Genomic DNA, 26,082 nt, shown 5'->3' with positions numbered 1-26,082 from the left:
AATAGATGGGTTGGATGCGACAGCCTCATTGTATGGAGTCGCCCCCGCCATGGCTTGCTCAAGCGTTGGTTGCCATCCTTTCGAGAGCTGAATTGGAGCGTGAATTAATTGCTTTGGAAAAAATTCACGATCAAGGCAGTGACAAAGGCAATTGATGAAAAGTTGACCGAATTGAATTAATTGAAACCGTCAATGACGGGTCAATTGTCAAGACGGTGCAAGACTTGAGGACTTAACAATATTTCGGGCAAAAACGCAGCACGCGTCGCTCGTCGGACCACAGAGTTGATTGAACATATGAACACCCAAAAGGCAAAATTTGGCGCCCCCGCACTCCGGCTGGGCAAGGCTGTCCTCAAGCGTCCGGCGCACGCCGCGTTGCTGTGCATTGCGCTGACCGGTTGCGCGGTCGCCCCGCAGCCCTTCGAGGCCCGGCAGAACAAGGACCGCGCCACGGACCTGATCCAGCGCGTGGCCGCCGACCAGGAGCCCGTCGTCGGCGCCATCGACCTGTACGAAGCCATGGCGCGTGCCCTCAAGTACAACCTCGACTCGCGCGTCGAACTCATGACCGTGGCGCTGAGCCAGCGCGAGCTCGACCTCAAGAGCTACGACATGCTGCCCAAGGCGGTGGTCTCGCTGGACTACGCCGGGCGCAACAACGATTCCGGCGGCATCAGCCGCTCGATCAGCACCGGGCGCACCTCGCTGGAGCCCTCGACCTCCTCGGACCGCAACGTGCTCGCCAGCGACCTGACGCTGAGCTGGGACGTGCTGGACTTCGGCCTGTCCTATGTGCGTGCCAAGCAGGCTGCCGATGAAGTCAACATCGCCGAAGAGCGCAAGCGCAAGGTCGCCAACCGCATCGTCGAGGACGTGCGCACCGCCTACTGGCGCGCTGTGTCTGCCGAGCGCCTGCTGGGCAAGATCAACGAACTCGAGGTCGTCACCAAGTCTGCCCTCGAACAAGCAGAGAAGCAGGAGAAGGCGGGTCTGTCCGCCCCGCTGGCGCCGCTGACCTACCAGCGCGAACTGCTGAGCATCCGCCGCGAGGCGCAGAACCTGGGGCGTGAGCTGAGCGTGGCCAAGCAGCAACTCGCAGCACTCATGAACCTGCCCCCGGACACGCAATTCAAGGTCGCCATGCCCACGCGCACCCTGCAGTGGAAGCCCTTCAGCCTCCCCGGCAAGGACATGCTGCAGACGGCCATCGAGAACCGTCCGGAACTGCGCGAAGTGGCCTACCAGCTGCGCAACAACGACCGTGAGGAGACGGCGGCCTACCTGCGTGCCTTGCCGAGCCTGCGCGTCTTCGCGGGCCTGGACGCCAGCAGCAACAGCTTCCTCTACAACGCCAACTGGCTGGGCTTCGGCGCACGAGCCAGCTGGAACCTGCTGAACGTGTTCAGCCTGCCGGCGGCGCAAGCCAAGGTGAAGGCGCAGGGCCAGTTGCTGGACCAGCGCGCACTCGCCCTGACGATGGCGGTGGGCACGCAGGTCGAGGTGGCGCGAGCGCGCTATGAATTCCGCATCCGCGAGCTCGACACGGCCAGCCGCTACTACGGCGTGCAGGAAAAGATCGAGAAGCAGATCGACGCGGGCTTCAAGGCCGACAAGCTCAGCCGCCAGACGTTGATCCGCGAGCAGATGAACACGCTCGTGTCGGAAGTGCGCTACGACATGGCCCTTGCAGACCTGCAGAACGCCTACGCCAACGTGTACTCGTCACTGGGCATCGACCCGGTGGACAAGGACATGAGCACCACGCAACCAGTCAACGAACTGGCCGGCAGGCTGCGCGGCATGTGGGCCAAGCGCCAGGACGCAGTGGCCACGGCCGCCTCGCCTTCGAAGTCCTGAGTCTGGCGCGCGTCGAGCGTCGCATCCCCAGACCACAGGCATCCACAGCGTCGGGCCCCCCGCCATCGGGACGCCCGGCCTTGAACACCTCCCAGCCCCGTCAGTTTCAGTTCAGCCAGTAAGTCATCATGTCCAAAACATCACGTCATCAGAAGCGCGGAACCTCCTCGTCCAAGGCCCTGAAGGCCGCGCCGCAGCTTCGCCTGCAAGCCCTCGAGTCCCGCGTCCTGCTGGACGCCGCAGCGGCTGCGACTGCGGCCCAGGCGACTGACCACGCGCAGGCCGCGTCGGCGCACGCGCCTGATGCGGCGAATGCTGAACTGATGCAGGCGCTGGAGCACGCCAACGTCGCGGCTGCACCCGTAGAAGCCGGCAACAGCGCGCCGCGCGCAAGCGAACCCGCTGCGGCGAACGTCTATTTCATCGACCACACGCTGCCCGACGTCGACACCCTCGTGAAGGACCTGGGCCCCAACGCCGAAGTGCACTTCATCGAGGCGGGCCAGGACGGTGTGCACGAGATGGCGCAAGTGCTGCAAGGCCGCACCGACATCTCCTCGATCCAGATCCTCAGCCACGGCAGCGCCGGCGAACTGCACCTGGGCACGGCCGTGATCAACGCGGCCAGCATGCAGGGCGAATACCGCGACGAACTGGCCGCCATCGGCAAGAGCCTCTCGGCCGACGGCGACATCCTGATCTACGGTTGCGACTTTGCCGCAGGCGACAGCGGCGAGCACGCCGCCGAATTGCTGGCCGACATCACCGGCGCCGACGTGGCAGCCTCCACCGACCCGACGGGCGCCGAGCGCCTGGGCGGGGACTGGGACCTCGAGGACAGAGTCGGCTCCATCGAAGCGGCTTCGGTGCGCGCTGCCGACTGGGATCACCTGCTGGCGACTCCTGTCATCAAAGGCGGGGGCACGAGCGTGCCCATCCACCAGGACAGCGGATCGCAGATGCTGACCGGCCTGTCGGTCACCCCCGGCATGGCGAACGACAACCTCATGGTGCTGATTCAGCCATTGTCAGACGGCACGATGGACAGCGCTGGCGCGCCTGGCGTCACCGTGACCGGGAGCGGCACCAATGCGCTGCGGATCGAAGGCTCGGCCGCGGCAGTCAACGCATTGCTCGCCGGCGCCAACGGTGGCGTCAGGTTGACGCCCGCCGCAGGCTTCACCGGCTTCGTGAACGCTCAATTCAACGTGTACGAGTCGGCTCCCAACATGTCCTCGGCCGGGATGGCCGCTTCCTTCCTGCAGTTCCGGGTGGATGCCGCCCCCAATGACCCGCGCCTGAACCTGGACCCGAACAACTCGCGGGGCGGGGCCAACAATGCCAACAACGAATCCATCTACCTGGCAGGCACGACCCTCAAGAGCGTGAACCTGGCAGACGCGGCGGACGCCTCGGCTTCCCTGGTCGGCTCGGTCACGTCCTTCAAGTCCCTGACGATCACCTCGGGCGGCGTGCTCGACGGCACCAGCGAAGCGCTGACTATCGGCGGCGCCAAGGTGCCGCTGGGCTCCACGGCCGACGTCACCGTCACCGTTGGCGGCACCACCTTCCTGGTCCACCCGACCGCTGCCGGCAAGTTCACCATCACCAACGCGGCGGGCGGCAGCGCGGTGATCCCGCCCGCGGACATGACGGCGCTGATCCGCTCGATCACGTATTCGAACGCGGCCGGACTCAACGCCCACCTGGGCGACCGCTCCTTCTTCCTGCAGGCCTCGGACGGCACGAACCTGTCGAACACCGTGGTCGCCAAGGTCTCGGTCGACCTCGATTCGGACGGCGACGGCATCGGCAACAAGACCGACCTGGACGACAACGGCGACGGCATTCTCGACCGTGACCAGAACGGCCCCAACCTCATCAAGAACGGCAACTTCTCGGGCTCGACGGCATCAGGTTGGTATACAGGTGCGCTGCCCGGCAAGGCGGGCAACGTGTGGGACGCCTACGGCTACGGCAACGGCACCCGCGGCTGGGAGTCGGACCAGACGGGCGGCCTGTTCGCTGAACTGAACCCTGGCGTGGGTGCCAGCCCTGCCGGCAGCATGCAAAGCGTGGTCAATGAGTTGAATACCACGACCGAGGCCGTCTACTACAAGTTCGAGCAGCCGCTGGCTGCGGCGAAGTACGAATACACCTTCGACCTGGCCGACCGCTTCACCCACGGAGGCATGGACGGCTACGAGGTGTCGATGTACAACGTCGACACCAAGACCTTCGGCCCGGTATTGGCCCAAGGCATGATCTCCGGCCTGCCCAGCGGCGGCACTTCCCCGGACGGCCAGGTGTTCCGCACCTTCAGCGGCACCTTCACGCTGCCCACCACCGGCAATTACGTCCTGGCCTTCCGCGTCACGCCCAACACCGGTTCCACCAACGACTACCTGATCGACCGCGTGGCGATGCGCCAGGTGGCCAATCCGCCAATGGCGACGGACGACGTGCTCGGCACGAACGAAGACACGCCGCTCGCCCTGAACCTGACGGCCAACGACACCGACCCCGATGGTGACGCGCTCAAGATCAACTCGATCAATGGCTCGGCCCTGACAGGCGGCGCGCAGACCATCGCTGTGCCCCATGGCGCCGTCAAGATCGCGGCCGACGGCAGCATGAGCTTCGTGCCGGATGCCAACTACAACGGCTCCGCAACCTTCGACTACGTGGTGCAGGACACCAGCGGCAAGACCGACACGGGCACCGTGAACATCACGGTCACGCCGGCGAACGATCCGCCGGTGGCGATGAATGACAGCTTCTCGACCCAGGAGGACAAGCCGGTCGTCGTGAGCCTGATCGGCAACGACACCGATGTCGACGGCGACACGCTGCACCTGGTCTCGATCAATGGTGTGGACATCACTCCCGGCACTGCGCAATCGATCGATGTTCCGAACGGCAAGGTCAACGTTGCCATCGACGGCACGCTCACCTTCGTGCCGAACGCGAACTACAACGGCACGGCCGGCTTCGACTACGTCGTGGCCGACACTTCGGACGCCAGGGCCACAGGCCATGTCGCGGTCGACGTGACGCCGGTGAACGATCCGCCGGTGGCAAAGAAAGACGTGTACTTCACCGAGGAGGACGTGCCGGTGACGATCAACCCGCTGGCCAACGACACCGACCCGGATGGCGACGCGCTGCACATCGTGTCGATCAATGGCGTGCCGCTCACGCCCGGCATCGCGCAGAGCATCGACGTGACCAACGGCAAGGTCAACGTGGCTGTGGACGGCACGATCGTCTTCGTGCCGGGCAAGGATGTCACGGGTTGGGTGAACTTTACCTATGTGGTTGCCGACACCTCGGGCGCCGAGAGCACGGGCAATGTCCAGGTCGGCATGAAGCCGTCGAACGACGCGCCGGTGGCGACGGACGACACCTTCGTCACGAAGGAAGACACCGCGATCGCGCTGACCGACCTGAAGGCCAAGGGCGGCGAATCCACGAGCGACCTGACGCTGACGATCACCCCGGTGAACGACGCGCCTGTCGTCAAGAACCCCGACGGCACGCCCGGCGACCCGAGCGCCCCGATCAAGGCAAGCAACACCGCCACCGAAGACACGCCCCTGGTGGTCAAGCCGAACGACGGCCTGCTCTCTAACGTCACCGACCCGGATGGCGACACGCTGAGCATCCGGGACTTCACGGTCACCGGCGTGGCGGGTCCGATCCTGGCCGGCCAGCCCGCGAACATCCCCGGCGTTGGCGTGCTCGTCATCAATCCCGATGGCGGCTACACCTTCACCCCGGCGACCGACTACAACGGCCCGGTGCCCAAGGTCAATTGCACGATCACCGACGGCAAGGGTGGCGACTCCACGGGCGAACTCACCCTGAAGGTGACGGCGGTCAACGATGCCCCGGTGGCCGGGGACGACACGCTGACGGTCAAGGAAGACACGCCGCTCGTGCTCGACCTGCTCACCAACGACACCGATGTCGACGGTGACACATTGAAGATCACCTCGATCAACGGCACGCCGCTGACTGGTGGCGCGCAGACCATCGACGTGCCGAACGGCAAGGTCAACGTCGCCATCGACGGCACGATCAGCTTCACGCCGAACCGCGACTACAACGGTCCGGTCAGCTTCACTTACGAGGCGAGCGATCCGTCTGGAGCCAAGGGCACGGGCACCGTGAACATCGCGGTCACGCCGGTGAACGACGCGCCCGTCATCAATGGCCCGTCGGGCAAGCCCGGCAACCCCGGCAACCCTGGCGAAGGCAACCCGGGCAACCCCGGCCAGCCGAAGCCGGGCGCGTCGGACGACGGCACTGCCATCGTCACCGAAGACACGCCGCTGGTGGTCACGCCGGAGAATGGCCTGCTGAGCAATGTCACCGATCCCGATGGCGACACGCTCGCCATCAAGGACTTCACGGTTGACGGCGTGCCAGGCCCGATCCTGGCCGGCCAGCCCGCGAACATCCCCGGCGTGGGCGTGCTCGTCATCAATCCCGATGGCGGCTACACCTTCACCCCCGCGCCCGACTACAACGGCCCGGTGCCCGGCGTCCACTACACGGTGACGGATGGCAACGGCGGCGAAGCGATGGGCGAGCTGACCCTGGCTGTCACGCCAGTCAACGACGCGCCCGTCGCCAACGACGACGCGGTCACGACCCTGGAAGACACACCCGTCGTGCTCGACCTGCTCGGTAACGACACCGACGCGGACGGCGACGCGCTCAAGATCACCTCGATCAACGGCACGCCGCTCACCGGTGGCGCGCAGGACATCGCTGTGCCGAACGGCATGGTGCACATCGGCAACGACGGCACGATCACATTCGTCCCGGCGCCCGACTACAACGGCCCGGTCGGCTTCAACTACGAAGTGTCCGACGCGTCGGGTGGAAAGAACACTGGCCACGTCAGCATCACGGTGACTTCGGTGAACGACGCGCCGGTGGTCATCGGCGAAAAAATGACGGGCACGAACGATCACCCGATCGTGGCCGGTCCCAAGGATGGCCTGCTGGCCAACGATCGAGACGTCGACGGCGACGCGCTGACCATCAAGGAGTTCACCGTTCCCGGCGTGCCGGGCCCGATCGAGGCCGGCAAGCCGGTGGAGATCCCCGGCGTCGGCACCTTGAACATCAACGCCGACGGCAGCTACAGCTTCACGCCGAACCGCAACTACAGCGGCGACCTGTCGGTGGTCTACACCGTGAGCGACGGCAAGGGCGGCCTGGTCAACGCAACGCTGACGCTGCATGTCCTGCAGGCCGACGACATGGCCCGCCACGACTATCCCTTCGTGTACGAGCCGTCGGACGACCTGTTCGGCCGCCACACGGGCGAATGGCGCAACGCCGACGGTACCTTCGAATCGCTGACAGGCGCACCGCGCCTGGATGTCGAAGGTGCGGTGGTCGATGCCGTCAATGGCGTGCAAAGCCTGAACGGCACGCAGGAACTTAATGCCCGCGGTGTGGTGCTGCAAGCCGTCAACGGCGTGGATTCGCTGCACGGCAGTTCGGTCGAGAGCACGCAGCGCGTGTTGGGCGCGGTCGAAGGCAGCAACGTCGTCAGCCATGTCGCCAGCGACAACACGCTGCACACGCAGCTCAATGCCGTCGATGGCTTCAGCGTCGAACCGCGCTCGATCACCTCGCTGCGCTTGGACGGAGACGTGCATCTGGAACTGGTCTCGCACGGCCAGCAGACCTGGATCGACGTGAGCGACCTCGCCGCGCCGGGCCACTCCGCCATCCAGAGCGTGAGCGCCACGCTGGCCGACGGCAAGGCGCTGCCGAGCTGGATTCGCGTCGACGGCCACGGCCACATCGCGATCGACCGCCCGGTCGGTGCCGAAGTGCTCACCTTGCGCATCAAGGTGGCGCGCGCCAGCGGCCAGTCCCAGACGCACGTGATCGAGATCGATTCGAACGCGGTGGAAATGCGCAAGGTCGGCGAATCGACGAAAGACAAGTCCGGCAAGTCGGGCAAGGCCGCCGGCAAGACGGCTTCGATGACCTTCGCGGACCAGCTCGGCCACGCCAGCAAGGCCCCGGCTTCGGTCGATGCCGAGCTGATGGCTCTGCTGGGCTGATCGCAGGGACAACAACACAACAAGAAGCAACGACTGCAAGCAAGGCTGGACCACCCGGCCCTGGCCCGCCGATCGCCCGCCTGCACACGGCGCGATCGGCGGGTATTTTTTTGCCCGAAATAAGCCTCCGCAGCCCCGCCCGATAATTCCTCGATGCTTTTCCTGTTGTCGCCCGCCAAGTCCCTGGACTACGAAACCCCCGTCCCGGCCGACCTGCCCGCCACCAAGCCCGTGTTCGAAGGTCCCAAGGGGCCGTCATCCGAACTGATCACGCTGCTGCGCGAAAAATCACCGCAGCAGATCGCCGAGTTGATGCACCTGTCGGACAACCTTTCCGCGCTCAACGTCGGCCGCTACGCCGCCTGGGCACAGCGAAGCACCGCCAGGAACGCGAAGCAGGCGGCGCTGGCCTTCGATGGCGATGTCTACGGCGGCCTCGACGCCAAGACCCTCGAGCCCGCGCAACTCGACTGGGCCCAGCAACACATCGTGATCCTCAGCGGCCTCTACGGCGTGCTGCGGCCGCTCGACCGGCTGCAGCCCTATCGCCTGGAAATGGGCACGCCGCTGCCCAACCGCCACGGCAACAACCTCTACGACTTCTGGGGCAGCCGCATCTCGGACTACCTCAACAAGCGCGCCGCGGCCGACCGCACGCCGGTGGTCGTCAACCTGGCGTCGAACGAGTACTTCCGGTCGGTCGACCGCAAGGCGCTGAAGGCCCGCATCGTCGAATGCGTGTTCGAGCAATGGAAGGGCGACCGTTACAAAGTCATCAGCTTCTTCGCCAAGCGGGCGCGCGGCCTCATGGCACGATGGGCCATCCTGCACCAGGCCACGACGCCCCGTGCACTCGAGAAATTCGACCTGGAGGGCTATCGCTTCGATGCCGCTGCGTCGAAGCCCGACAGACTCGTTTTTCGGAGGAAGACGCAATGAGCGGAGCACAGGCAGTGAGTCCGGAGCTGCGCGCCTGGATCGTGTCGCAACTGGCCGCGGGCCATTCGATACCCGCATTGAAGACCTCGATGCGCGATGCCGGCTGGCACGACGACGTGGCCAGCGCCGCGCTGGCCGAACTCGGCCCGCTGGCAACCGGCGCGGGCGTGGCCCCGGCGCCCCCGCGCGAGATGCCGGGGCCCGACCTGAGCAACGCACCTTTGGAGATCGATGCCGATGGCCGCAAGGTGCAGGTGCTGCAGACCCTGCAGAACCCGCGCGTGATCGTGTTCGGCAACCTGCTGTCGGACGACGAATGCGAGGGCCTGATCGCCGCCGCGCGCGAACGGCTGGCACGCTCGCTCACGGTCGAGACCAAGACCGGTGGCGAAGTCCTCAACATCGATCGCACCAGCGACGGCATGTTCTTCGAGCGCGGGGAAAACGCCATCGTCGCGCGGCTGGAGTCGCGCCTCGCGGCCCTGTTGCGCTGGCCGATCGAGTTCGGCGAGGGCCTGCAGATCCTGCGCTACAGCCCCGGCGCGCAGTACCGCCCGCACTACGACTACTTCGACCCGGTCGAGCCCGGCACGCCGGTCATCCTCAAGCGCGGCGGACAGCGCGTGGCGACGCTGGTCATGTACTTGCAGTCGCCGGAGCAGGGCGGGGCGACCACCTTCCCCGACGTCGGCCTGGAAGTGGGGCCGGTGCGCGGCACCGGCGTGTTCTTCAGCTACGACCGGCCCGACCCGGCCACCAAGACGCTCCATGGCGGCGCACCTGTTCTCGCCGGCGAGAAATGGGTGGCGACCAAATGGCTGCGCGAACGCGAATTCAAGTAAACAGGCACCTCATGAAACTCAAGGCAAACGGAATCCAGATCGAAGTCGACGACAGCGGGGCCGACGGCAGCCAGGGCGACCGCCCGGTGGTGCTGCTCATCATGGGCCTGGGCATGCAGTTGATCGGCTGGCCGCCCGACTTCGTGCAGCCGCTCGTGGACGCGGGTTTTCGGGTAGTGCGCTACGACAACCGCGACATCGGCCTGAGCGAAGGCTTCGAGCACAAGGGCAAGCGCAGCCTGGTGTGGCAGACGCTGCGCCAGCGCATCGGCCTGCGTGTGCACTCGGTCTACACGCTGCAGGACATGGCCAACGACGCGCTCGGCGTGCTCGATGCGCTGGGTGTGCAGCGCGCGCATGTGATCGGCGCCTCGATGGGCGGCATGATCGCGCAACGCGTCGCCGCCACCGCGCCGGATCGCGTGCTGAGCCTGACCAGCATCATGAGTTCGAGCGGCGCGCGCGGGCTGCCCGGCCCGCATCCACAGATCGCCAGCGGCCTGATGCGCCGCCCGAGGAGCCACGACGAAGACGCGCTGGTCGACTTCAGCGTCGGCTTCATCAAGCTCATCGCGAGCCCGGCGTACCCCTATGAACCCGTCGCATTGGCCACGCGCGTGCGCACCGGCATCCGGCGCGCCTACCGTCCCGACGGCGTGGTGCGCCAGATGCTCGCGATCGGCGCGGACAGCGACCGGCCCACGGTGCTGTCGAAGATCAAGAGCCCGACGCTGGTGCTGCATGGCGACGCCGACAAGCTGGTGCCCATGGCATGCGGCCAGGACTCGGCCCGTCGCATTCCGGGTGCGCGTTTCGTGCCGATTCCGGGCATGGGGCACGACCTGCCGCCACAGGTGAGCGCCATCCTGCTGGAGCACATCGTGCCCTTCCTCAAGGACCACGCCGCATGAGCCTCTCGAACACGCCTGAAGAATCGCAGCTCGGCCGTCGCTCGGCCTATGTCGACCAGTACGACGCGAGCCTGCTGTTCCCCATTGCGCGTGCAACCCAGCGCGAGGCCATGGGCATCCGCGAAGGCGCATTGCCCTTCTTCGGCGCCGACCTCTGGACCGGTTTCGAGATGAGCTGGCTCAACGCGCGCGGCAAGCCGCAACTGGCCATCGTGCACTTCACGATCCCGTGCGAGACGCCCAACATCGTCGAGAGCAAGTCGTTCAAGCTCTACCTCAACAGCTTCAACAGCACCGTGTTCGCGAGCGCCGACGCGGTGCGCGACCGGCTGCGCGCCGACCTGTCCGAAGCCACCTGGCGCGGCAGCGACCGCAGCGGCGGCATCGGGGTGCGGCTGGTGCTGCCCGATGCCTTCGACCAGGAGCAAGTGCACGAGATGGACGGCCTCAACCTTGACCGGCTCGACATCGAATGCACGCACTACCAGCCCGCACCCGAGCTGCTGCATGCCGACCAGGACGAAGTGCACGTCAACGAGACGCTGACCAGCCGCCTGCTCAAGAGCAACTGCCTGGTCACCGGCCAGCCCGACTGGGGCAGCGTGCAGATCCGCTACAGCGGCCCGCCCATCGACCAAGCCGGCCTGCTGGCCTACATCGTGAGCTTCCGCAACCACAACGAGTTCCACGAGCCCTGCGCCGAGCGCATCTTCAACGACATCCTGCAACGCTGCAAACCGACCAAGCTGGCCGTGTATGCCCGCTACACGCGACGCGGCGGACTGGACATCAATCCGTTCCGTACCAGCTGGCCGCAGGCGCTGCCAGCCAACGTACGCACCGCGCGACAGTAGGCACGCTCCTACAGCCAGGGCGCGCGGCCGGGACCATACTCACCGCTTCGACAATTTCCCCGGAGGGCGCCTTGAACGTGTTGATCGTTGACGACAACGAGTCTGCGGCCGACCTGTTGCAGGAATTGCTCTTGTTGCAGGACCACACCGCCCGCTGCTGCTACAACGCGCGGCAGGCGCTCGATGCATCGGCGTCGGAGCAGTTCGACGCAGCGCTCATCGACCTTTCCTTGCCAGACCTTCCAGGCAGCGAAGTCGCTCGCCACCTGCGCAGCACCAGCGGCGGACAACCCGTGCTGCTGGTGGCGATTTCCGGCTACTCCGAGCAAGACGCTACCGGCGCCAAGGCACGCGACCTGTTCGACCACTATTTGCAGAAGCCGATCGATTTCGACGCGCTCGACCGCATCCTCGCGGCGCCGCGCGTGCGCGCTTCTGCATGAAGGCTTCGCCGAGTGCCAGGAGCTGGATCGCGGCGGGCGTTCGGCACGAGTTGCTGACGCGCGCACTGCCGGCGTTGCGCCACGACATGGTGGCGCCGGTGTCGGTGATCCGCATGGGTCTGCTGATGCTCAAGCGCCAAGTCGCGGCGGACCCGATCGACGCTTCGACCTGCGCCCAGCGTGTTGAACTGGTGGAAAGCCAGGTCGGCGCCCTCGTTGCCGGCGTTCGCTCGCTGCGCGACTGGGAACTGGCCACCGCCGACGAGGGCATCACGCGATCGGCGCTGGTGGCGCAGTGTGTCTCGCTGATGCGCGCGGCCTACGAGATGCAGGGCATTTCGCTCGATGTCGACCCCGCGCTGGCGCCTGTGGAAGGCGAGACCCATTGGCCGCAATCGGCAGCCTTGCGCTACCTGCTGCTGGGCGGCATGGGACATCTGCACGACAGCATCCAGGGCCTTGGCGCTGTCCGCATCGCGCCAGAGGGCGCGCGTGCGCTGCGCCTGACTGCCGTCACGCACGACCAGGACAGCGCACCGCGAGACAGCGCGGACGCACACCGCGCGCCGCGCGCACTGGCCATCGACGCGATCGCCTTGCAGAGCCTGGCGGACGACCTCGGCTACGCCGTGACGCGCGACGACTCGACTTTGGTCCTCGATTTCGGGGCAGCCTGACGCGCGTTGCGTGACGCGCGGCGTCGCTGCAGCCGCAGGAACGTCAGCAGCCGGGTCTCCGCGGCCAGCAGCCGGCGTGCGCCGGACGCGCGGCCCGCGATCTCCTTCCAGATATCGGTCATCGCGTCGGCATCGGCCGCGAGACTGCTGCCCAGCGCCAGCACCGCCGGATGGACGTACGCTTTCCTGCAGACCGCCGGCGTGTTGCCGAGTCGCGCGGCCACCGCGGCCAGGATGTCCTTGATGCCCGGGCGCGTGCCGCCTGGCGTGCCGCACGACGGCGCGTTGCAGGCCAGCCGCGTAAGTTCCAGCGCCTGCACGGTGCCATGCCAGGTGCGGAAATCCTTGGCCGTGAATGGGCCGCCAGGCGCGGCTTCGCGCAGGTAGTCGTTCACGTCGGTGGACGAGAGGGTGTGGGGGGCGCCGTCTTCGTCCTGGTACTGGAACAGTTCCTGCCCGGGCAGTTGCTGGCAACGCCGCACCACGTTCGCCACGCGCGGGTCGTCGACCCTCGCCTCATGCATCACGCCGCTCTTGCCGCGGAAACGCAGCATCAAGGCACTCCCACGCACCTGGGCGTGGCGATTGCGCAGGGTGGTCAGCCCGAAGGAGCCGTTGCTGCTGGCGTACTCCTCGTTGCCCACGCGCACGAAGGTGGTGTCGAGCAGGCGCACGAGCGTGGCGAGCACCAGCGTGCGCTTCAGTGGCGCACCGCGGCCCGGTTGCAGGTCGCGCGCGACGCGGGCGCGGATGCGCGGCAGCGCCTGGCCGAAAGCCTCGAGCCGGTCGAACTTGGTCTGGTCCTTCAGCGCGCGCCAGCCAGCGTGATAGCGGTATTGCGTGCGTCCGCGCGCGTCCTGGCCGGTCGCTTGCAGGTGCCCATTGGCCAACGGGCAGATCCATACGCGCTCGTACGCCGGCGGAATGGCGAGTTGGCGGATGCGCGCAATCTCCTTTGCGTCGCTGAGCCATTCGCCATTCGTATCCCTGTAGCGGAATGTGGTACCGGTCTTCACCCGACTGAAGCCCGGCATGTCCGGCCTGACGTAGATCAGGCTCAGACCATCGGCTATCTGAAGTCTAGGTTGGCGCTGCATGTCACATTGCTCGGCGATACTTTTTCCGGCGTCATGAAGACGTCGGCATGAAACGTGGTAAAGGGAAAAAGTTACCGGTTCGTGCCGTTTCCGAATCAAGAAGTTCACGGGAGCGAACGATGCCGGCAACACTGTCACACCCCGCGCATGCTTGCGCGCTTTCCACTTCGCAGCGATGAGTCCGCCCGATGCAGCCGCAGGGCGGTATCGATCGCTGCGGGCCTGCAGGGCCGTTGCGGCCATCCTGCTGGTGTGCTTTCATCTTTCCGACAACCTGGCAAAGGACAAGTTCTTCGGCCATGACGCGGACGTGCTGGTGCGGATCTTCGCGCTCGGTGGGCAGGCCCGCGTGGCGTTCTTCTTCGTGCTGAGCGGCTTCATCATCACTTTGATACACCGCCAGGATTTCGGCGTGCCCGGTCGCCTGCTGCCATACCTGTGTAGGAGGGCGACGCGAATCTATCCGACCTACGTGCTGGTCTTCGCGTGCGTGTACCTGGGGTCGCTGGCAGTGCCTTCTCTGCGCGAGGGACTGCCGACCGGCCTGGGCGTGCTCGTCAAGTCGCTGTTTTTGTTGCCGCAGGATCCGGCCGTGGTGGGCGGCACCGGCGCGCCCGTGATCTACGTGGCCTGGTCGCTGCAGTACGAGATGGTGTTCTATGGGGTGGTGGGATTGGGCATCCTTCACCGCAGGCTCTTCGTCGGCGCGGTGGCGATGTACATGGCGAACCTGGCCTGGCAACTGCACGGCGGCAGCGAGTCCTTTCCCGGGAGCTTCTTCGCCAATGACCTGCTGTTGCTGTTCGGCATCGGCGCGGCGACTGCCTGGGTGGTGGCGCAGGATTGGCGCATGCCTCGGCCGGTTCCCGTGGCTATCGTGGCGGGCGTTCTCTTCTTCGGATTCGGCGCCGTGGCCGAGGCGCTCGATGGAGGTTTGCCCCTGCCGCTCGTGCACCTGGGCTACGGGTTGTTTGCCGCGATGCTGATCGTCGCGCTGGTGCAGGCAGAGCAGCGCGAGCCGGGGCGCTTCGGGAACCGATTCGCCGCGGTTGTCGGCGACGCCTCGTACGCGCTGTTCCTGATTCACTTCCCGTTGCTTGCGCTGCTGAGCAAGGCGGCCGTTGCCGCAGGACTGCATGGCGTGGGCGGCATGCTGGTTTCGTTCGTGCTCATCCTGGCGAGTTGCATCGCGGCGTCGGTCGCCTTTCACCAATGGATCGAGCGGCCCTTGCTCAAGGGGCTCGCGCCTCGGGCCCCTTCGAAGCCGAAAGCGCCGGACATGGTCAGCGTCCTGGCGACCCCGCGACCCCACGAGGCGGCAGGTGCCGCACGACGTTGAAGTCGAACGGCGTCCAGCGGCTCACCGTGACGCCGGCGAGGCGCAGGCCGCGGCCGGTCCAGTTGTTGCAGGTCTCGACCATGCTGTAGCGGCCTTCGGCCTCGTAGAAGGCGTCGTTGGGGGCGTAGTGGACGCCCGCCACCGGCGTGGCGCGGCCTTGGGGCAACGAGGCGCGCACGTAGTCGCGCAGCACGTCGTGCTGGCGCTGCGAGAGCGGCACGCGATGGGCCAGCTTCTCGAATTCGGCGCGGCGCAGGTAGGTCACGTGCAGCACCGCGCTGTGGATACCCGCCAGCGCGCCGAGGGCGCGCTTCACGGTCAGGTCGCCCCAGGTCGGCGTGTACAGGTAGAAGTCGCGGTCGCCCCAGCCGATCGCGATGTAGTCGGCGTCTGGCGGTGCGGCGCGGAAATCGGCGGGCGGGAAAGTCTGCGACCAGTCCGTGCCACGGCCGCGCAGGGGAAGCACGATGTCGGTGTGCACGCCATTGCTCAGCACCCACGCGTCGATGTCGCGATCCTCGGCGGGCGGCGTCGCGTTGGCCGGCCAGAACATCAGCGCGCTCGAGATAGCGACGTACGCCAGCGCGGCGATCACCGGCACCATCGCCACGCAGAGGAGCAGGCGCCACATGGGGGCTTCAGAACAGCGACGGCGTGATCGCGGCCGCTTCGGCGTCGACGCGCGGGCGCTTGCCCGGCGCAGCCACGCCGCTGGTCGGGGCAGGCGCTTCGTCCGCGCGCACCAGTGTGCCCACGCGCACGCCCAGCAGTCGCAGCGGGCGCTCCAGCGGCACGCGCTTGAGGCATTGGCCTGCGATCTGGCGGATGGTCCTGCCGTCGGCAGTGAAGACGCTCATCGTGTGGTCGCGCGTGGCGGTCTTGAAGTCGTCATAGCGCAGCTTGATCCCGATCGTCTTGCCGACGTAGCCCTTGCGCTGCAGGTCCTCGCCGACCTTCTCGCAAAGGTGCGTGAAGATCGCGCCGAGTTCGGCCCGGTCCCGCACGGCATGCAGGTCGCGCTCGAAGGTGGTCTCCCGACTCATCGACACGGGCTCGCTTTCGGTGACGACGGGCCGGTTGTCGCGGCCCCAGGAGATTTCATGCATCCAGGCGCCGGAGGACTTGCCGAAGTGCGCGATCAGCCAGTCGCGTTCCCTGGCGGCGATATCGCCGACGGTGTGGATGCCGAGCCCCTTGAGCTTCTCGTCAGCCTTCGGCCCGATGCCGTTGACCTTGCGCGCCGCCAGCGGCCAGATCTTCGATTCGAGGTCGTTCTCGTGGACGATCGAGATGCCGTTCGGCTTGTTGAATTCGCTGGCCAGCTTGGCAATGAGCTTGTTCGGCGCCACGCCGATGGAGCAGGTCAGGCCTGTGGCCTGCAGGATCGATTTCTGGATGAGGCGGGCCAGCACGCGGCCGCCTTCGCGCTGGCCGCCGGGCACATCCGTGAAGTCGATGTATACCTCGTCCACGCCGCGGTCTTCCACGACCGGCGCGATCTCGCGGATGGTGCTCTTGAACAGGCGCGACAGCCGCCGCACCTCGTCGAAATCCACCGGCAGCACGATGGCTTGCGGACACAGCCGGGCGGCCTTCATCATGCCCATCGCCGAACCCACGCCGAACTGGCGCGCGGCATAGGTGGCCGTGGTGATGACGCCGCGGCCGACGTAGTCCCTGAGCAGCGGGAAGGCCGCGACAGGCACCTCGTGCGAAGGCAGGCCGGCATGGTCGCGCGACAGGATCTCGTCCACCTTGCGCCGCCCGCCGCCGATCACCATCGGCAGGCCCTTCAACTGCGGATAGCGCAGCAATTCGACCGACGCGAAGAACGCGTCCATGTCGAGATGGGCGATGCGGCGAAGGGGCGGCTTGGAGCAATCGGGCGGTGGCACTGCGGGCATTTTCGCGCGATGCCGCGCTCGCCGTCAGGGCGGCCGTCAGCGTTGCTCGACGGTGACGAGCAGGGGCGAGTCGAACATCGCCACCGGCGAGATCACCGGCTCGTCCAGCGGCACATGGTCGCCGTAGCGCTCGCGCATCGAAATGGCTGCGGGAACGCGCGGATTCGGCATGGGAGGAATTGTGCGTCCGGCGTCTTGCGCTGCGCGGCCCCTCCGGTCATCATCAACGCATGCAACCCGTTGCCTCCACGCTCTGGCACCGCCTCGACCTCCCGGGCCACGATGCCTGCCGGCTCGATCGCCAGGGCGACGCGTGGCAACTGGACGGAACGGCCCTGTTCCGGCAGTCCGACGGGCGGATCGCGCAACTGCACTACCGGGTGCGTTGCGACAAGAACTGGCACACCCAATGGGGCACGGTGCGGGGTTGGATGGGCGGCAGCGCGATCGACTTCTCGGTGGCACGCGGCGCGCATGGCGACTGGAAGCTCAACGACGTTGCGGTGCCGGAGCTGGCGCATTGCGTCGACCTCGACCTGGGTTTCACGCCGGCCACCAACCTGATCCAGTTGCGACGCCTGAACCTCCAGCCCGGCGAAGCCGCCGACGCGCCGGCCGCCTGGCTCGACGTGGAGGACGGCGGATTGACCATGTTGGCGCAACGCTACGAGCGCCGCGACGACCACAGCTACTGGTACCAGGCGCCGCGCTTCGACTACGCCGACCTGCTGCACGTGACGAGCGAAGGCTTCGTGCGCGAGTACCCGCGGCTGTGGATGGCGGAGCGGTAGCGCACACTCCCTGTGCGTCCGGTCGCCCGGCGCCCGGCGGATCGCCGCAAGTCCTGGATGCCCGACGCCGGCGCTTGCGGACCTTGCGCGGTGCCCTCGTCACTCGCGGACGATGCCCTGCCGCTCAAAGCACCAGAAATCCAGAAATCGGAAACGAATGAAGCGAACCGGACCCAGTCTCACAGCACGCGGCGTCGCCGCCAGTCGTGCGGCCCATCAACTGCTCGACCGGCCCGTGGTCATGGATGACCCGGTCGCGGTGCCGATCATCGGTCGCGAGGACGCCGACCGGATCGCGCTCGGCGGGCGCCTCCTGGACAACGATGCTGCGCGCGCGCTGCGGGCCTTCGTGGTGGCGCGCGCCCGGTTCGCGGAGGCTGAACTCGGCGCGGCGGTCGAGCGCGGCGTCGGCCAGTTCGTCGTGCTCGGCGCGGGGCTCGACACCTTTGCGTATCGCAACCCGTATCCGGCGGCGCAGCTGCGCGTGTTCGAAGTCGACCACCCGAACACGCAGGCCTGGAAGCGCGAGCGCCTGGCCGAGGCCGGCATCCAGGAGCCGTCCACGCTGCGATATGTGAGCTGCGACTTCGAACATCAGGACCTGGCGACGGAACTGCGCGCTGCCGGATTCGAGCGCGACAAGCCGGCCTTCTTCTCCTGGCTCGGCGTCTCGATGTACCTGGAGCACGAGGTGGTCATGGACATGATGCGCTTCTTCCGGTCCTTGCCGGCGGGCAGCGGGGTGGTGTTCGACTACCTGGCGCCGGTCGAGAGCGTGAGCTTCCTGCGCCAGATCCTGATCGGCATGATGACCGTGCAACTCGCCTGGATGGGCGAGCCGTGGAAGTCGTACTTCGATCCGGCCGGGCTTGTCGAGGCGCTGCGGGCGCTCGATTTCTCGCACGTGAGCGACCTCGGGCCGAGCGATCTGAACGCGATGTACTTCCCGGACCGTCCTGAGCAGCTCATGGCCGGCGGGCTGGGGCATATGTTGACCGTACGAGTCTGACCAACCCCGAATTCGCCTGCGGCGCCCCGCCTTTTCTGCGATCGAACGCAAAAGCCGCACGAACGCATCGCGATGGGGCGCTGTTCGTGCATTTGTGTGCACTTCGCGCGACATCGGGTGTTGTCACCCATTCTGTTCGTTGCAACGTAAGTTAACAATTGGGCGAACATTCGAGGCCCAATCGTGATGAACGCTTCTCGCTGGATCAGATCCGTCCGCCGCTATCTGCGTGGCCTCCTGGGAGGCTCGCGAAAGCACAAGCTTTCGCGGCCCGGGTCTCGCGTGATGTCCTTCGGGGGTGGCCCGACGGCGTTGCCGCCGCGCACCGGCGCGGCGCGGGCAGCCGAGCGGATCGAGCCAACGGCGATGCCGGTGGAACGCGCGGCGTCCCAGGGACCGCAGGCCCGGCCAGCCAGCGTGGCGCCTGTCGCACCCATTGCGCCCAAGGCACCCATTGCGCCAGTTGGGACGGTTGCGCCAGTTGCGCCAGTTGCCTCGCAACCGGTCGCGGCGCAAGCCGCCGAGCCTATGACCGTGGCATCGGCATCCGTGCCGGCGGCAGCGCCTGCGCGCAAGCCCGTCCTTTCCGTGGTCCCGGCTGACTGGGACGAGCAGATCAGCAAGCCCGCCCCGGCTCCCCAGGTGGCCAAGCCGGCCGCGCCCAAGCCCGTCGCCGAAGCGCCCGCCGTCGCCAAGCCGATGCGCTCGCTGGAGGAAGTCCGGGCCGACCTGGCGCGGCTGCGCGCGAATGCCAAGGAGCGCCACAAGCCGGTGCCCGTCAAGCGCGACACCCATTTCGAGCCGACCGACTTCCAGGATTTCGTCGTGCCCGATCACCAGCCGACCCCCGACAGCTATGCGCCGACGGCGTACATGGGCTTCACCAACCTGAAGCCGCTCCCCGCAACGCCGCGGGACGACAAGCGCGAGCAGTGAGGGGCGGCGGGCCGGGCCCGGCCCTGGGAGGTCAGAACGTACCTGGAACGAGGATGCTCGAATCCACCTGGTCGATCTGCGTGCGGCCGCAGAAGGCCATGGTGATGTCGAGCTCCTTGTGCAGGATCTGCAGCGCGCGCGTCACACCTTCCTCGCCGAACGCCCCCAGCGCATAAAGGAAGGTGCGGCCGATCAGCGTGCCGCGCGCGCCGAGGGCACGGGCCTTCAGCACGTCCTGTCCGCTGCGGATGCCCCCATCCATCCAGACCTCGATCTCGCGGCCCACCGCGTCCGCGATGGCCGGCAGCGCCTCGATGGAGGATTGGGCGCCGTCCAGCTGGCGTCCGCCATGGTTCGACACGATCAGCGCATCGGCGCCGCTCGACGCGGCCAGCCGCGCATCCTCCACGTCCATGATGCCCTTGAGGATCACCTTGCCGCCCCAGCGCTTCTTGATCCATTCGACATCCGCCCAGCTCAGGGCCGGGTCGAACTGCTCGGCCGTCCATGACGACAGCGAGGACACGTCGCCCACGTTCTTCGCATGGCCGACGATGTTGCCGAAGGTGCGCCGCTTCGTGCCCAGCATGCCCATGCACCAGCGCGGCTTGGTCGCGAGGTTGATGAGGTTGGCGATGGTCGGCTTGGGCGGCGCGGTCAGGCCGTTCTTGATGTCCTTGTGGCGCTGCCCCAGCACTTGCAGGTCGAGCGTGATCTGCAGGGCCGAGCAGTTGGCAGCCTTGGCGCGGTCGATCAGGCGCTCGATGAAGTCGCGGTCCTTCATCACGTAGAGCTGGAACCAGAACGGATGGCCGTTGGTGGCGGCGGCGATGTCTTCCAGCGAGCAGATGCTCATGGTCGACAGCGTGAACGGAATGCCGAAGGCCTTGGCTGCCCTGGCGCCGAGGATCTCGCCATCGGCATGCTGCATGCCGGTCATGCCGGTGGGCGCGATGGCCACGGGCATCGCGATCTCCTGGCCGATCATGGTGGTGCGGGTGGAGCGGCCTTCCATGTTCACGGCCACGCGCTGGCGCAGCTTGATCTTCTGGAAGTCGCTCTCGTTGGCGCGGTAGGTGCCTTCGGTCCAGGCGCCGGAGTCGGCGTAGTCGTAGAACATGCGCGGCACGCGGCGCTTGGCGATCACTCGCAGGTCTTCGATGCAGGTGATCTTGGAAAGGTCGGGCACTTCGCGGTCTCCTGGCTGGTGTAAACGGTGCAGCCGCATTATCGGCACGGGGGATGGCACATGTGCAACGTACGCGCCAGGGACGCTCCGGCCGCGCAGTGTGGGACCTGAGTCAATGCCTCCTCGATGCGTCCTCAGTGCGCAACGAGCGACCGCGCCGCCTGCTGCAACGGTCCGAGCTGGCCGTGGATCAGGCGCAGTTGCTCGGCCACCAGGTTTTGCGAGGCGTCGGCGGCATTCGTGCCGCCGGCCTCCGCAGCCGCGGAGGGGTTGCCGGACGCGGGCGCCCGGCCCTGCGCCAGGCTGCTGCCCAGCGCCTGCAGCACGGATGCGACCTGCTCGGCATCCGCCAGCAGCGCGCTCGAGCGTTCGCCCGCGGCCAATGCCTCGCGGTGCGCGCCAAGGCCGGAAAGGTAGTTGAGCACCGTGTGCGAATGCACCAGGAAACGCAGGCCGCGCTCGCCTTCGTCGGCGCGGCTGCCGGGCTCGGTCATGAGGTTGCCCAGGGCCGTCGACAGCGCGGCATCGGCGTTGTGCGCGTTGCGCCGCGCGAGGCGGTAGGCCAGGTCGTCGACGCGGCCGTCTTGGAACTGCCGGGCCAGTTCGCGGAGGTAGTGCGCCAGTGCCGCCAGGCAGCGGCCGGCCAGTGCATCGAGCCGGCGGCCCTGCCAGTCGGGCAGCACCAGGAACACGGCCGCGCCGGCGAGCGCACTGCCGATCAACGTGTCGACCATGCGCGGCACGATCAGCACCTGCCCGTCGCCGGTCTGGTTGAAGCACATCAGCACGACCAGCGTCATCGAGGCCGTGGCGATGGTGTAGCGCGTGGTGCGCGTGCTGAAGAACAGCACGCCGGCCACCACGGTGAACATGGCTTGCAGCAGCAGGTTCGGAAACAGGTCGAACAGCGCCCAGCCGATGGCGAGGCCGACGAAGGTGCCCGCCACCCGCTGCAGCATGCGTTGCCGCGTGGCATTGAAGCTGGGCTGGCAGACGAAGATGGTGGTCAGCAGGATCCAGTAGCCCTGGTGCGCATGGATCGCGCGCATCAGCCCATAGCCGGCCGCCAGCGCGAGGCTCAAGCGCAGGGCGTGCCGCAGCAAGGGCGACGACAGGCGGAACTGCTCGCGCACGCGGCCCCACGCGTCACGCCACGAGCGCGGCGTGCGGTCATACAGCGCGCCGTCGTTGGCACCGAGTTGCATGGCTGGATCGCTCGCGCCCGCGAGCTGGGCATCGAGCGTGGCCAGGTTGCCGGCGAGGGCTTGCAGCGAGGCCAGCAAGTCGGTCCCCTGCGCATCCCGATGCGTGTCGAGGTAGTCGATGGCGTTGCGCAGGTCGCGCAGCGCCGTGGTGCTCTCGTCCCCCTTGACGAAGGGCAGGCGCAGCAGGATTGCGCGCCCCAGCTCCCCGCAGGCGCGCCCCTGCACACGCAGGAGGCGCTGGCAGCGGAACAGCACGTCGCTGTGGAAGAAGGCATCGATCAGGGCGTCGTACGGGTAGTGCGACGAACTGGCCCGCTCATGGATGTCCTGCGCGATGAAGTAGAGCCCCATGTACTGCTGCATGCGGTGGCTGGAGCGCGTGGCGTCGATGCGGTTGAAGAGGCCTTCCTTGGCCTGGTTGAGCGCCATCACCACGCGGCCGCTCTGCTGCGCGAGCCGCAGGCGCCGCACCTCGCCCTGGTCGTCGCGCACGGGCTCGAACAGGGTGGACTTGAGCCGCAGGTAGGCCTCCAGCTCGCGCATCACCTGCGCCAGGTCCTGTTGCACTGGCTGGTGGACGAACAGCGCGCACCAGAGTACCGACAGCAGGCCGTACCAGCTCGCGCCCGCCAGCAGCAGGGCCGGCTCCAGCCAGAAGGCCTGGCCCGCATCGCCGCGCTGGTCCATGCCGATGGCGGTGTACAGCGCCAGGATCAGCGTGGCATAGCCGATCGCCTGGTAGCGCCGGCTGATGGCGCCCAGCATCGTGAGCGTGAAGGTGACCACGACCAGCCCGGCGACGAACACCGCGCGATGGGCGAACGCGGCCTGCACCGCGAACGCCACCGTCGCAAAGCAGGCCAGCGTCAGCAGCAGCGCCCGGGCGCGGCCGCGCCAGTTGTCGTCGGTCTCCGCCAGCGCGCTGGCCACCACGCCAAGCAACAAGGGCACCAGTAGCGGCATCTGGTCGAGCGACCAGCAGCCGCCCACGAGCACCCCGAGCGCAATCCCCACGCGAACGCTGTAGGCGAAGCTGTTGAACGCCCACAGGCGGCGCAACGTGGCGGAGACATTCAGCGAGAACATGGTGTTGCGCTGCAACGATCGTGCCGCAGCGCCACGACGTTCACTGGGTAACCTTCGCGCCGCGCGCTTCGGTGCGAGCGCCTTCGGGCGGCCGGGCGGCGCTCACCGGGTAACCTTCGCGCTGCGCGCTACGGTGCGAGCGCCTTCGGAGCGGCCGGGCGGCGCTCATCCGCGCCGCTCCGCGGCCCGCAATGCCCGGCTGCGGGACTCCAGCCCGCGCAGCACCACGTCCACCCAGGCTTCGAAGCCGCTGGCGAGCGGCTGCGTCTTGCCGCTCGACCAGCGCAGCAGGAAGGCGCGGTTGCGCAAGGCGTCGAGGTTGCGGCCCAGGTGGGGGTGTCGTGCGTGATCCACCGCGTCGATCTGCGCGCGGCAGGCGGCTTCCCAGGCGGCCGTGTCGTCCGCGGGCGCGCTCGACAGTTCCAGCGTGGCAAAGCCGCACATCGCGGCAATGACGACATTGAAGGCGTCGACCAGTGCATCGCCTTCGAAGCGCGCATCCTCCAGCGCGGCGACCACATGCTGCAACAGCGGCGCATCGAAGGCAGCGTTGCAGGACAGTTCGCTGGCCACGGCCGGCGCCAGGTGCGGATGCTGGCGCAGCGCCTCCCGAAACCCCTGCAGTACCGCACGCAGGCGCACTTGCCAGGTGCCATCGGGCAGGCCGGTGGCCACTTCCGCAAGCGCCAGCGCGATGGCGCCGGAGACCAAGGCATCGCGGCTCGGAACGTGCCAGTAGATCGCGGCCGGAAACACGCCGAGGTTGGCCGCGAGTTGGCGGATATTGAAGGCTGGCAGGCCCTTGCGATCGATCAGGTCGAGGGCCGCCTGCAGGATGCGCTCGCGTCCCAGTGCCGCGTTGCCACCGCTGGCTGCGTCCTGCTTGCGTGGACGGCCCGGGCGAGGTCGCGCGGGTGGTGACGCCTTGCGGGAGGCGGGAGGAGGTCGCGGACTCGGCATCGGCGGATTCTAGGCGTCTTGTCCGGTGTTCAATTTTAATTGAACAACGTACAATTAATTTTTCACCCGTCCTTCCGCGCCCCTTTTTCGAGGAGTTCCAAGTGCTCATTCCCGCCACCCCGCCCGTCGGCCAGTTCGACGGCGGTTGCGTCTTCATCGATGGCGCGTACGCGCCGCTGTCGGAGGCAAAAGTCTCCCTGTTCGACTGGGGCTTCACCCGTTCCGACGTGACCTATGACGTCGCCACGACGTGGAAGGGCAGCTTCTTCCGCCTCGACGCGCACATGGACCGCTTCTTCCACAGCCTGCAGAAGATGCACTTGGGCATCCCGTACTCGCGCGCAGAGCTGCGCGAGATCCTGCATGGTTGCGTGCGCGCGGGCGGCCTGCAGGACGGCTACGTCGCGATGGTCTGCACGCGCGGCGTGCCGCCGCGCGGCGCCCGCGACCCGCGCCTGGCGCAGAACCGCTTCTATGCCTATGCGCTGCCCTATGTGTGGATTGCGTCGCGCGAGAAGCAGCTGGCCGGCATCGACCTGCACATCAGCGAGCGCCAGCGCATCTCGCCCGCGTCGGTCGATCCGACGGTCAAGAACTACCACTGGATCGACCTGGTGCAATCGATGTTCGACGCCTACGACCGGGGGCACGACACCAGCTGCGTGGTCGATGCAGAGGGCAACGTCACCGAGGGGCCGGGCTTCAACGTCTTCGCGGTGAAGGACGGGCAGGTCTTCACGGCGGACAAGGGCGTGCTGGAAGGCATCTCCCGGCGCACCGTGCTGGAACTGTGCGGCACGCTGGGCATTCCCCTGCATGTGGGGCCGCTGTCGGTCGATGCGCTGCGCAATGCCGACGAGGTGTTCCTCACGTCGAGCGGTGGTGGCGTGCTGCCCATCGGCAAGATCGATGGCCAGCCGCTGCCGCCGTTCCCCGGGCCCGTGACCACGCGGCTCCATGACGGCTATTGGGCGCTGCACGATGACCCGGCGTACAACGACCCGGTGGACTACGGCAGCGGGGCTTGAGCGCGCAGGGGCAAGACACGGGGCATGGCGGTGTGGCACATTCAGCCGGCGTGCCCACACCCCGCCACGAAAGCCGATCATGGAATCACGTCCACCCCTACCTCCCTTCACCCTCGAATCCGCCACGAAAAAGGTACAGGCGGCCGAAGATGCCTGGAACACGCGCGATCCGGTTCGCGTCAGCCTGGCCTACACGCCGGACACCGAATGGCGCAACCGCGCGGAATTCATCCACGGTCGCGAGCAGGTGGTCGAGTTCCTGCAGCGCAAATGGGCACGCGAGTTGGACTATCGGCTCAGGAAGACGCTCTGGGCCTTCATGGACAACCGCATCGCGGTGCGCTTCGAGTACGAATGGCATGACGACTCGGGGCAGTGGTTTCGCAGTCACGGCAACGAGAACTGGGAGTTCACCGCGCAGGGGCTGATGGCGAAGCGCTACGCAAGCATCAACGACCAGCCGATTGCGGAAGCGGATCGGAAGTTTCGTTGGGCGCGGGCTTCATGAGTCGATAGTTTCATGTTCGGTGCGCTGCGGGGTCCGCCCGGCATGCGGTGCGCGCCGGCTGCCTTCACTGTGCCGGTCGCTTCGCGACTCCCTTCCAGTGCTCGCGTTCGGCGGGGTCCATGTGAACTCGCTTCGCTCAAACAGCACATGGCCCTTGTCCGCCAAACGCTGCGCGCTTCAGCGGCACAGAGGCGGCATCCGTCGCGCACCGCATGCCGGGCTGCGGGGTTGATCAACGGGCAGTGATGCCTGTGAGCGGATAGATCACAGCGCCGCGTCGTGGTTGCGACTGCGACTGCGGCCGTGGCCGTGGCCGTGGCCGTGGCGGTGGCGGTCGCGGTGGCTGGGGGCGGGGGTGGGGGGGGGGGGGGGGGGGGGGGTGGGGGTGGGGGGTGGGGGGGGGGGGGGGGCG

At 67.2% G+C, this 26,082-nt stretch carries 21 protein-coding genes; 14 read left to right on the top strand and 7 right to left on the bottom strand.

The features are described 5' to 3' along the window. Nucleotides 1–297 precede the first annotated feature (297 nt). From HB681_RS11605 to HB681_RS11570, 8 genes are all read left to right on the top strand, one after another. Nucleotides 298–1,860, top strand: coding sequence for a TolC family protein (locus tag HB681_RS11605; protein WP_213954982.1), 1,563 nt, complete (start codon nt 298–300; stop codon nt 1,858–1,860). 128 nt (nt 1,861–1,988) lie between these two features. After that, complete coding sequence (locus HB681_RS11600; RefSeq protein WP_213954981.1) at nt 1,989–7,952, top strand: Ig-like domain-containing protein; 5,964 nt, start codon at nt 1,989–1,991, stop codon at nt 7,950–7,952. Nucleotides 7,953–8,105: 153 nt separating this feature from the next. Further along, nucleotides 8,106–8,891, top strand: a complete 786-nt coding sequence (gene yaaA, locus HB681_RS11595; RefSeq protein WP_213954980.1) for a peroxide stress protein YaaA — start codon at nt 8,106–8,108, stop codon at nt 8,889–8,891. Further along, a complete protein-coding gene (locus tag HB681_RS11590) occupies nt 8,888–9,733 on the top strand; it encodes a 2OG-Fe(II) oxygenase (protein ID WP_213954979.1) in 846 nt (281 codons plus the stop codon). The genes yaaA and HB681_RS11590 overlap by 4 nt, the downstream gene beginning before the upstream one ends. Before the next feature lie 11 nt (nt 9,734–9,744). Further along, entirely contained in the window at nt 9,745–10,644 is a 900-nt protein-coding gene (locus HB681_RS11585; RefSeq protein ID WP_213954978.1) for an alpha/beta fold hydrolase, read from the top strand. Beyond that, complete coding sequence (gene queF, locus HB681_RS11580) at nt 10,641–11,498, top strand: NADPH-dependent 7-cyano-7-deazaguanine reductase QueF (RefSeq protein WP_213954977.1); 858 nt, start codon at nt 10,641–10,643, stop codon at nt 11,496–11,498. Before HB681_RS11585 ends, queF begins: the two co-directional genes overlap by 4 nt. 77 nt (nt 11,499–11,575) lie before the next feature. Then, nucleotides 11,576–11,941: a response regulator gene (locus HB681_RS11575; protein ID WP_345944669.1), complete on the top strand. Its 366-nt coding sequence runs from the start codon at nt 11,576–11,578 to the stop codon at nt 11,939–11,941. After that, nucleotides 11,938–12,618, top strand: coding sequence for a hypothetical protein (locus HB681_RS11570; protein WP_213954975.1), 681 nt, complete (start codon nt 11,938–11,940; stop codon nt 12,616–12,618). Before HB681_RS11575 ends, HB681_RS11570 begins: the two co-directional genes overlap by 4 nt. Here HB681_RS11570 and HB681_RS11565 read toward each other — a convergent pair. Then, on the bottom strand, nt 12,564–13,715 hold the full coding sequence (locus HB681_RS11565) for a DNA topoisomerase IB (protein WP_256734918.1): 1,152 nt from the start codon (nt 13,713–13,715) through the stop codon (nt 12,564–12,566). The genes HB681_RS11570 and HB681_RS11565 overlap by 55 nt on opposite strands. 175 nt (nt 13,716–13,890) lie before the next feature. Here HB681_RS11565 and HB681_RS11560 point away from each other — a divergent pair, with 175 nt between their 5' ends. Then, on the top strand, nt 13,891–15,054 hold the full coding sequence (locus tag HB681_RS11560) for an acyltransferase (RefSeq protein WP_213954974.1): 1,164 nt from the start codon (nt 13,891–13,893) through the stop codon (nt 15,052–15,054). On the opposite strand, the gene HB681_RS11555 is transcribed toward HB681_RS11560, so the two are convergent. From HB681_RS11555 to HB681_RS38055, 3 genes are read right to left on the bottom strand one after another with little or no spacing between them, the layout of a single operon-like run. Then, complete coding sequence (locus HB681_RS11555) at nt 14,999–15,685, bottom strand: TIGR02117 family protein (RefSeq protein WP_213954973.1); 687 nt, start codon at nt 15,683–15,685, stop codon at nt 14,999–15,001. The two genes, HB681_RS11560 and HB681_RS11555, sit on opposite strands and share 56 nt — an antisense overlap. A gap of 7 nt (nt 15,686–15,692) precedes the next feature. Next, on the bottom strand, nt 15,693–16,958 hold the full coding sequence (locus tag HB681_RS11550) for a DNA polymerase IV (protein ID WP_213954972.1): 1,266 nt from the start codon (nt 16,956–16,958) through the stop codon (nt 15,693–15,695). Between the two features lie 36 nt (nt 16,959–16,994). Next, entirely contained in the window at nt 16,995–17,129 is a 135-nt protein-coding gene (locus HB681_RS38055; RefSeq protein WP_256353892.1) for a hypothetical protein, read from the bottom strand. Between the two features lie 59 nt (nt 17,130–17,188). Here HB681_RS38055 and HB681_RS11545 point away from each other — a divergent pair, with 59 nt between their 5' ends. The 3 genes from HB681_RS11545 to HB681_RS11535 all read left to right on the top strand — a co-directional run bounded on the left by HB681_RS11545 (nt 17,189) and on the right by HB681_RS11535 (nt 19,694). After that, complete coding sequence (locus HB681_RS11545) at nt 17,189–17,749, top strand: putative glycolipid-binding domain-containing protein (RefSeq protein WP_213954971.1); 561 nt, start codon at nt 17,189–17,191, stop codon at nt 17,747–17,749. Nucleotides 17,750–17,906: 157 nt separating this feature from the next. After that, nucleotides 17,907–18,758, top strand: a complete 852-nt coding sequence (locus tag HB681_RS11540) for a class I SAM-dependent methyltransferase (RefSeq protein WP_213954970.1) — start codon at nt 17,907–17,909, stop codon at nt 18,756–18,758. A 534-nt stretch (nt 18,759–19,292) separates the two neighbouring features. Next, entirely contained in the window at nt 19,293–19,694 is a 402-nt protein-coding gene (locus HB681_RS11535) for a hypothetical protein (RefSeq protein WP_213954969.1), read from the top strand. A 31-nt stretch (nt 19,695–19,725) separates the two neighbouring features. On the opposite strand, the gene HB681_RS11530 is transcribed toward HB681_RS11535, so the two are convergent. From HB681_RS11530 to HB681_RS11520, 3 genes are all read right to left on the bottom strand, one after another. Continuing rightward, entirely contained in the window at nt 19,726–20,883 is a 1,158-nt protein-coding gene (locus tag HB681_RS11530; protein WP_345944661.1) for an alpha-hydroxy acid oxidase, read from the bottom strand. Nucleotides 20,884–21,017: 134 nt separating this feature from the next. Then, a complete protein-coding gene (gene yccS, locus HB681_RS11525; RefSeq protein WP_213954967.1) occupies nt 21,018–23,174 on the bottom strand; it encodes a YccS family putative transporter in 2,157 nt (718 codons plus the stop codon). 165 nt (nt 23,175–23,339) lie between these two features. Beyond that, complete coding sequence (locus HB681_RS11520) at nt 23,340–24,134, bottom strand: TetR/AcrR family transcriptional regulator (protein WP_213954966.1); 795 nt, start codon at nt 24,132–24,134, stop codon at nt 23,340–23,342. A gap of 101 nt (nt 24,135–24,235) precedes the next feature. Between HB681_RS11520 and HB681_RS11515 the strand changes: the two genes are divergently transcribed. After that, nucleotides 24,236–25,162 (top strand): aminotransferase class IV, encoded by a 927-nt coding sequence (locus tag HB681_RS11515; protein WP_345944660.1) that lies wholly within the window; start codon nt 24,236–24,238, stop codon nt 25,160–25,162. Nucleotides 25,163–25,241: 79 nt separating this feature from the next. Further along, complete coding sequence (locus HB681_RS11510; RefSeq protein WP_213954965.1) at nt 25,242–25,670, top strand: nuclear transport factor 2 family protein; 429 nt, start codon at nt 25,242–25,244, stop codon at nt 25,668–25,670. Nucleotides 25,671–26,082: the final 412 nt, after the last annotated feature.

This window comes from Variovorax sp. dw_954 (assembly GCF_018449755.1).
Classification (GTDB): Bacteria; Pseudomonadota; Gammaproteobacteria; order Burkholderiales; family Burkholderiaceae_C; genus Variovorax.
The sequence above is the reverse complement of the archived record's forward strand: the minus strand, read 5'-3'. Positions and strand labels throughout refer to the sequence as shown.

Excerpts from the sequence above, each read along its gene's own strand:
- HB681_RS11510 (WP_213954965.1), top strand. The coding sequence starts at position 25,242 with ATGGAATCACGTCCACCCCTACCTCCCTTCACCCTCGAATCCGCCACG.
- yaaA (WP_213954980.1), top strand. The coding sequence starts at position 8,106 with ATGCTTTTCCTGTTGTCGCCCGCCAAGTCCCTGGACTACGAAACCCCC.
- HB681_RS11555 (WP_213954973.1), bottom strand. The coding sequence starts at position 15,685 with ATGTGGCGCCTGCTCCTCTGCGTGGCGATGGTGCCGGTGATCGCCGCG.
- HB681_RS11605 (WP_213954982.1), top strand. The coding sequence starts at position 298 with ATGAACACCCAAAAGGCAAAATTTGGCGCCCCCGCACTCCGGCTGGGC.
- yccS (WP_213954967.1), bottom strand. The coding sequence starts at position 23,174 with ATGTTCTCGCTGAATGTCTCCGCCACGTTGCGCCGCCTGTGGGCGTTC.
- HB681_RS11590 (WP_213954979.1), top strand. The coding sequence starts at position 8,888 with ATGAGCGGAGCACAGGCAGTGAGTCCGGAGCTGCGCGCCTGGATCGTG.
- HB681_RS11550 (WP_213954972.1), bottom strand. The coding sequence starts at position 16,958 with ATGCCCGCAGTGCCACCGCCCGATTGCTCCAAGCCGCCCCTTCGCCGC.
- HB681_RS11540 (WP_213954970.1), top strand. The coding sequence starts at position 17,907 with ATGAAGCGAACCGGACCCAGTCTCACAGCACGCGGCGTCGCCGCCAGT.
- queF (WP_213954977.1), top strand. The coding sequence starts at position 10,641 with ATGAGCCTCTCGAACACGCCTGAAGAATCGCAGCTCGGCCGTCGCTCG.
- HB681_RS11585 (WP_213954978.1), top strand. The coding sequence starts at position 9,745 with ATGAAACTCAAGGCAAACGGAATCCAGATCGAAGTCGACGACAGCGGG.
- HB681_RS11520 (WP_213954966.1), bottom strand. The coding sequence starts at position 24,134 with ATGCCGAGTCCGCGACCTCCTCCCGCCTCCCGCAAGGCGTCACCACCC.
- HB681_RS11565 (WP_256734918.1), bottom strand. The coding sequence starts at position 13,715 with ATGCAGCGCCAACCTAGACTTCAGATAGCCGATGGTCTGAGCCTGATC.
- HB681_RS38055 (WP_256353892.1), bottom strand. The coding sequence starts at position 17,129 with ATGCCGAATCCGCGCGTTCCCGCAGCCATTTCGATGCGCGAGCGCTAC.
- HB681_RS11545 (WP_213954971.1), top strand. The coding sequence starts at position 17,189 with ATGCAACCCGTTGCCTCCACGCTCTGGCACCGCCTCGACCTCCCGGGC.
- HB681_RS11570 (WP_213954975.1), top strand. The coding sequence starts at position 11,938 with ATGAAGGCTTCGCCGAGTGCCAGGAGCTGGATCGCGGCGGGCGTTCGG.
- HB681_RS11560 (WP_213954974.1), top strand. The coding sequence starts at position 13,891 with ATGAGTCCGCCCGATGCAGCCGCAGGGCGGTATCGATCGCTGCGGGCC.
- HB681_RS11600 (WP_213954981.1), top strand. The coding sequence starts at position 1,989 with ATGTCCAAAACATCACGTCATCAGAAGCGCGGAACCTCCTCGTCCAAG.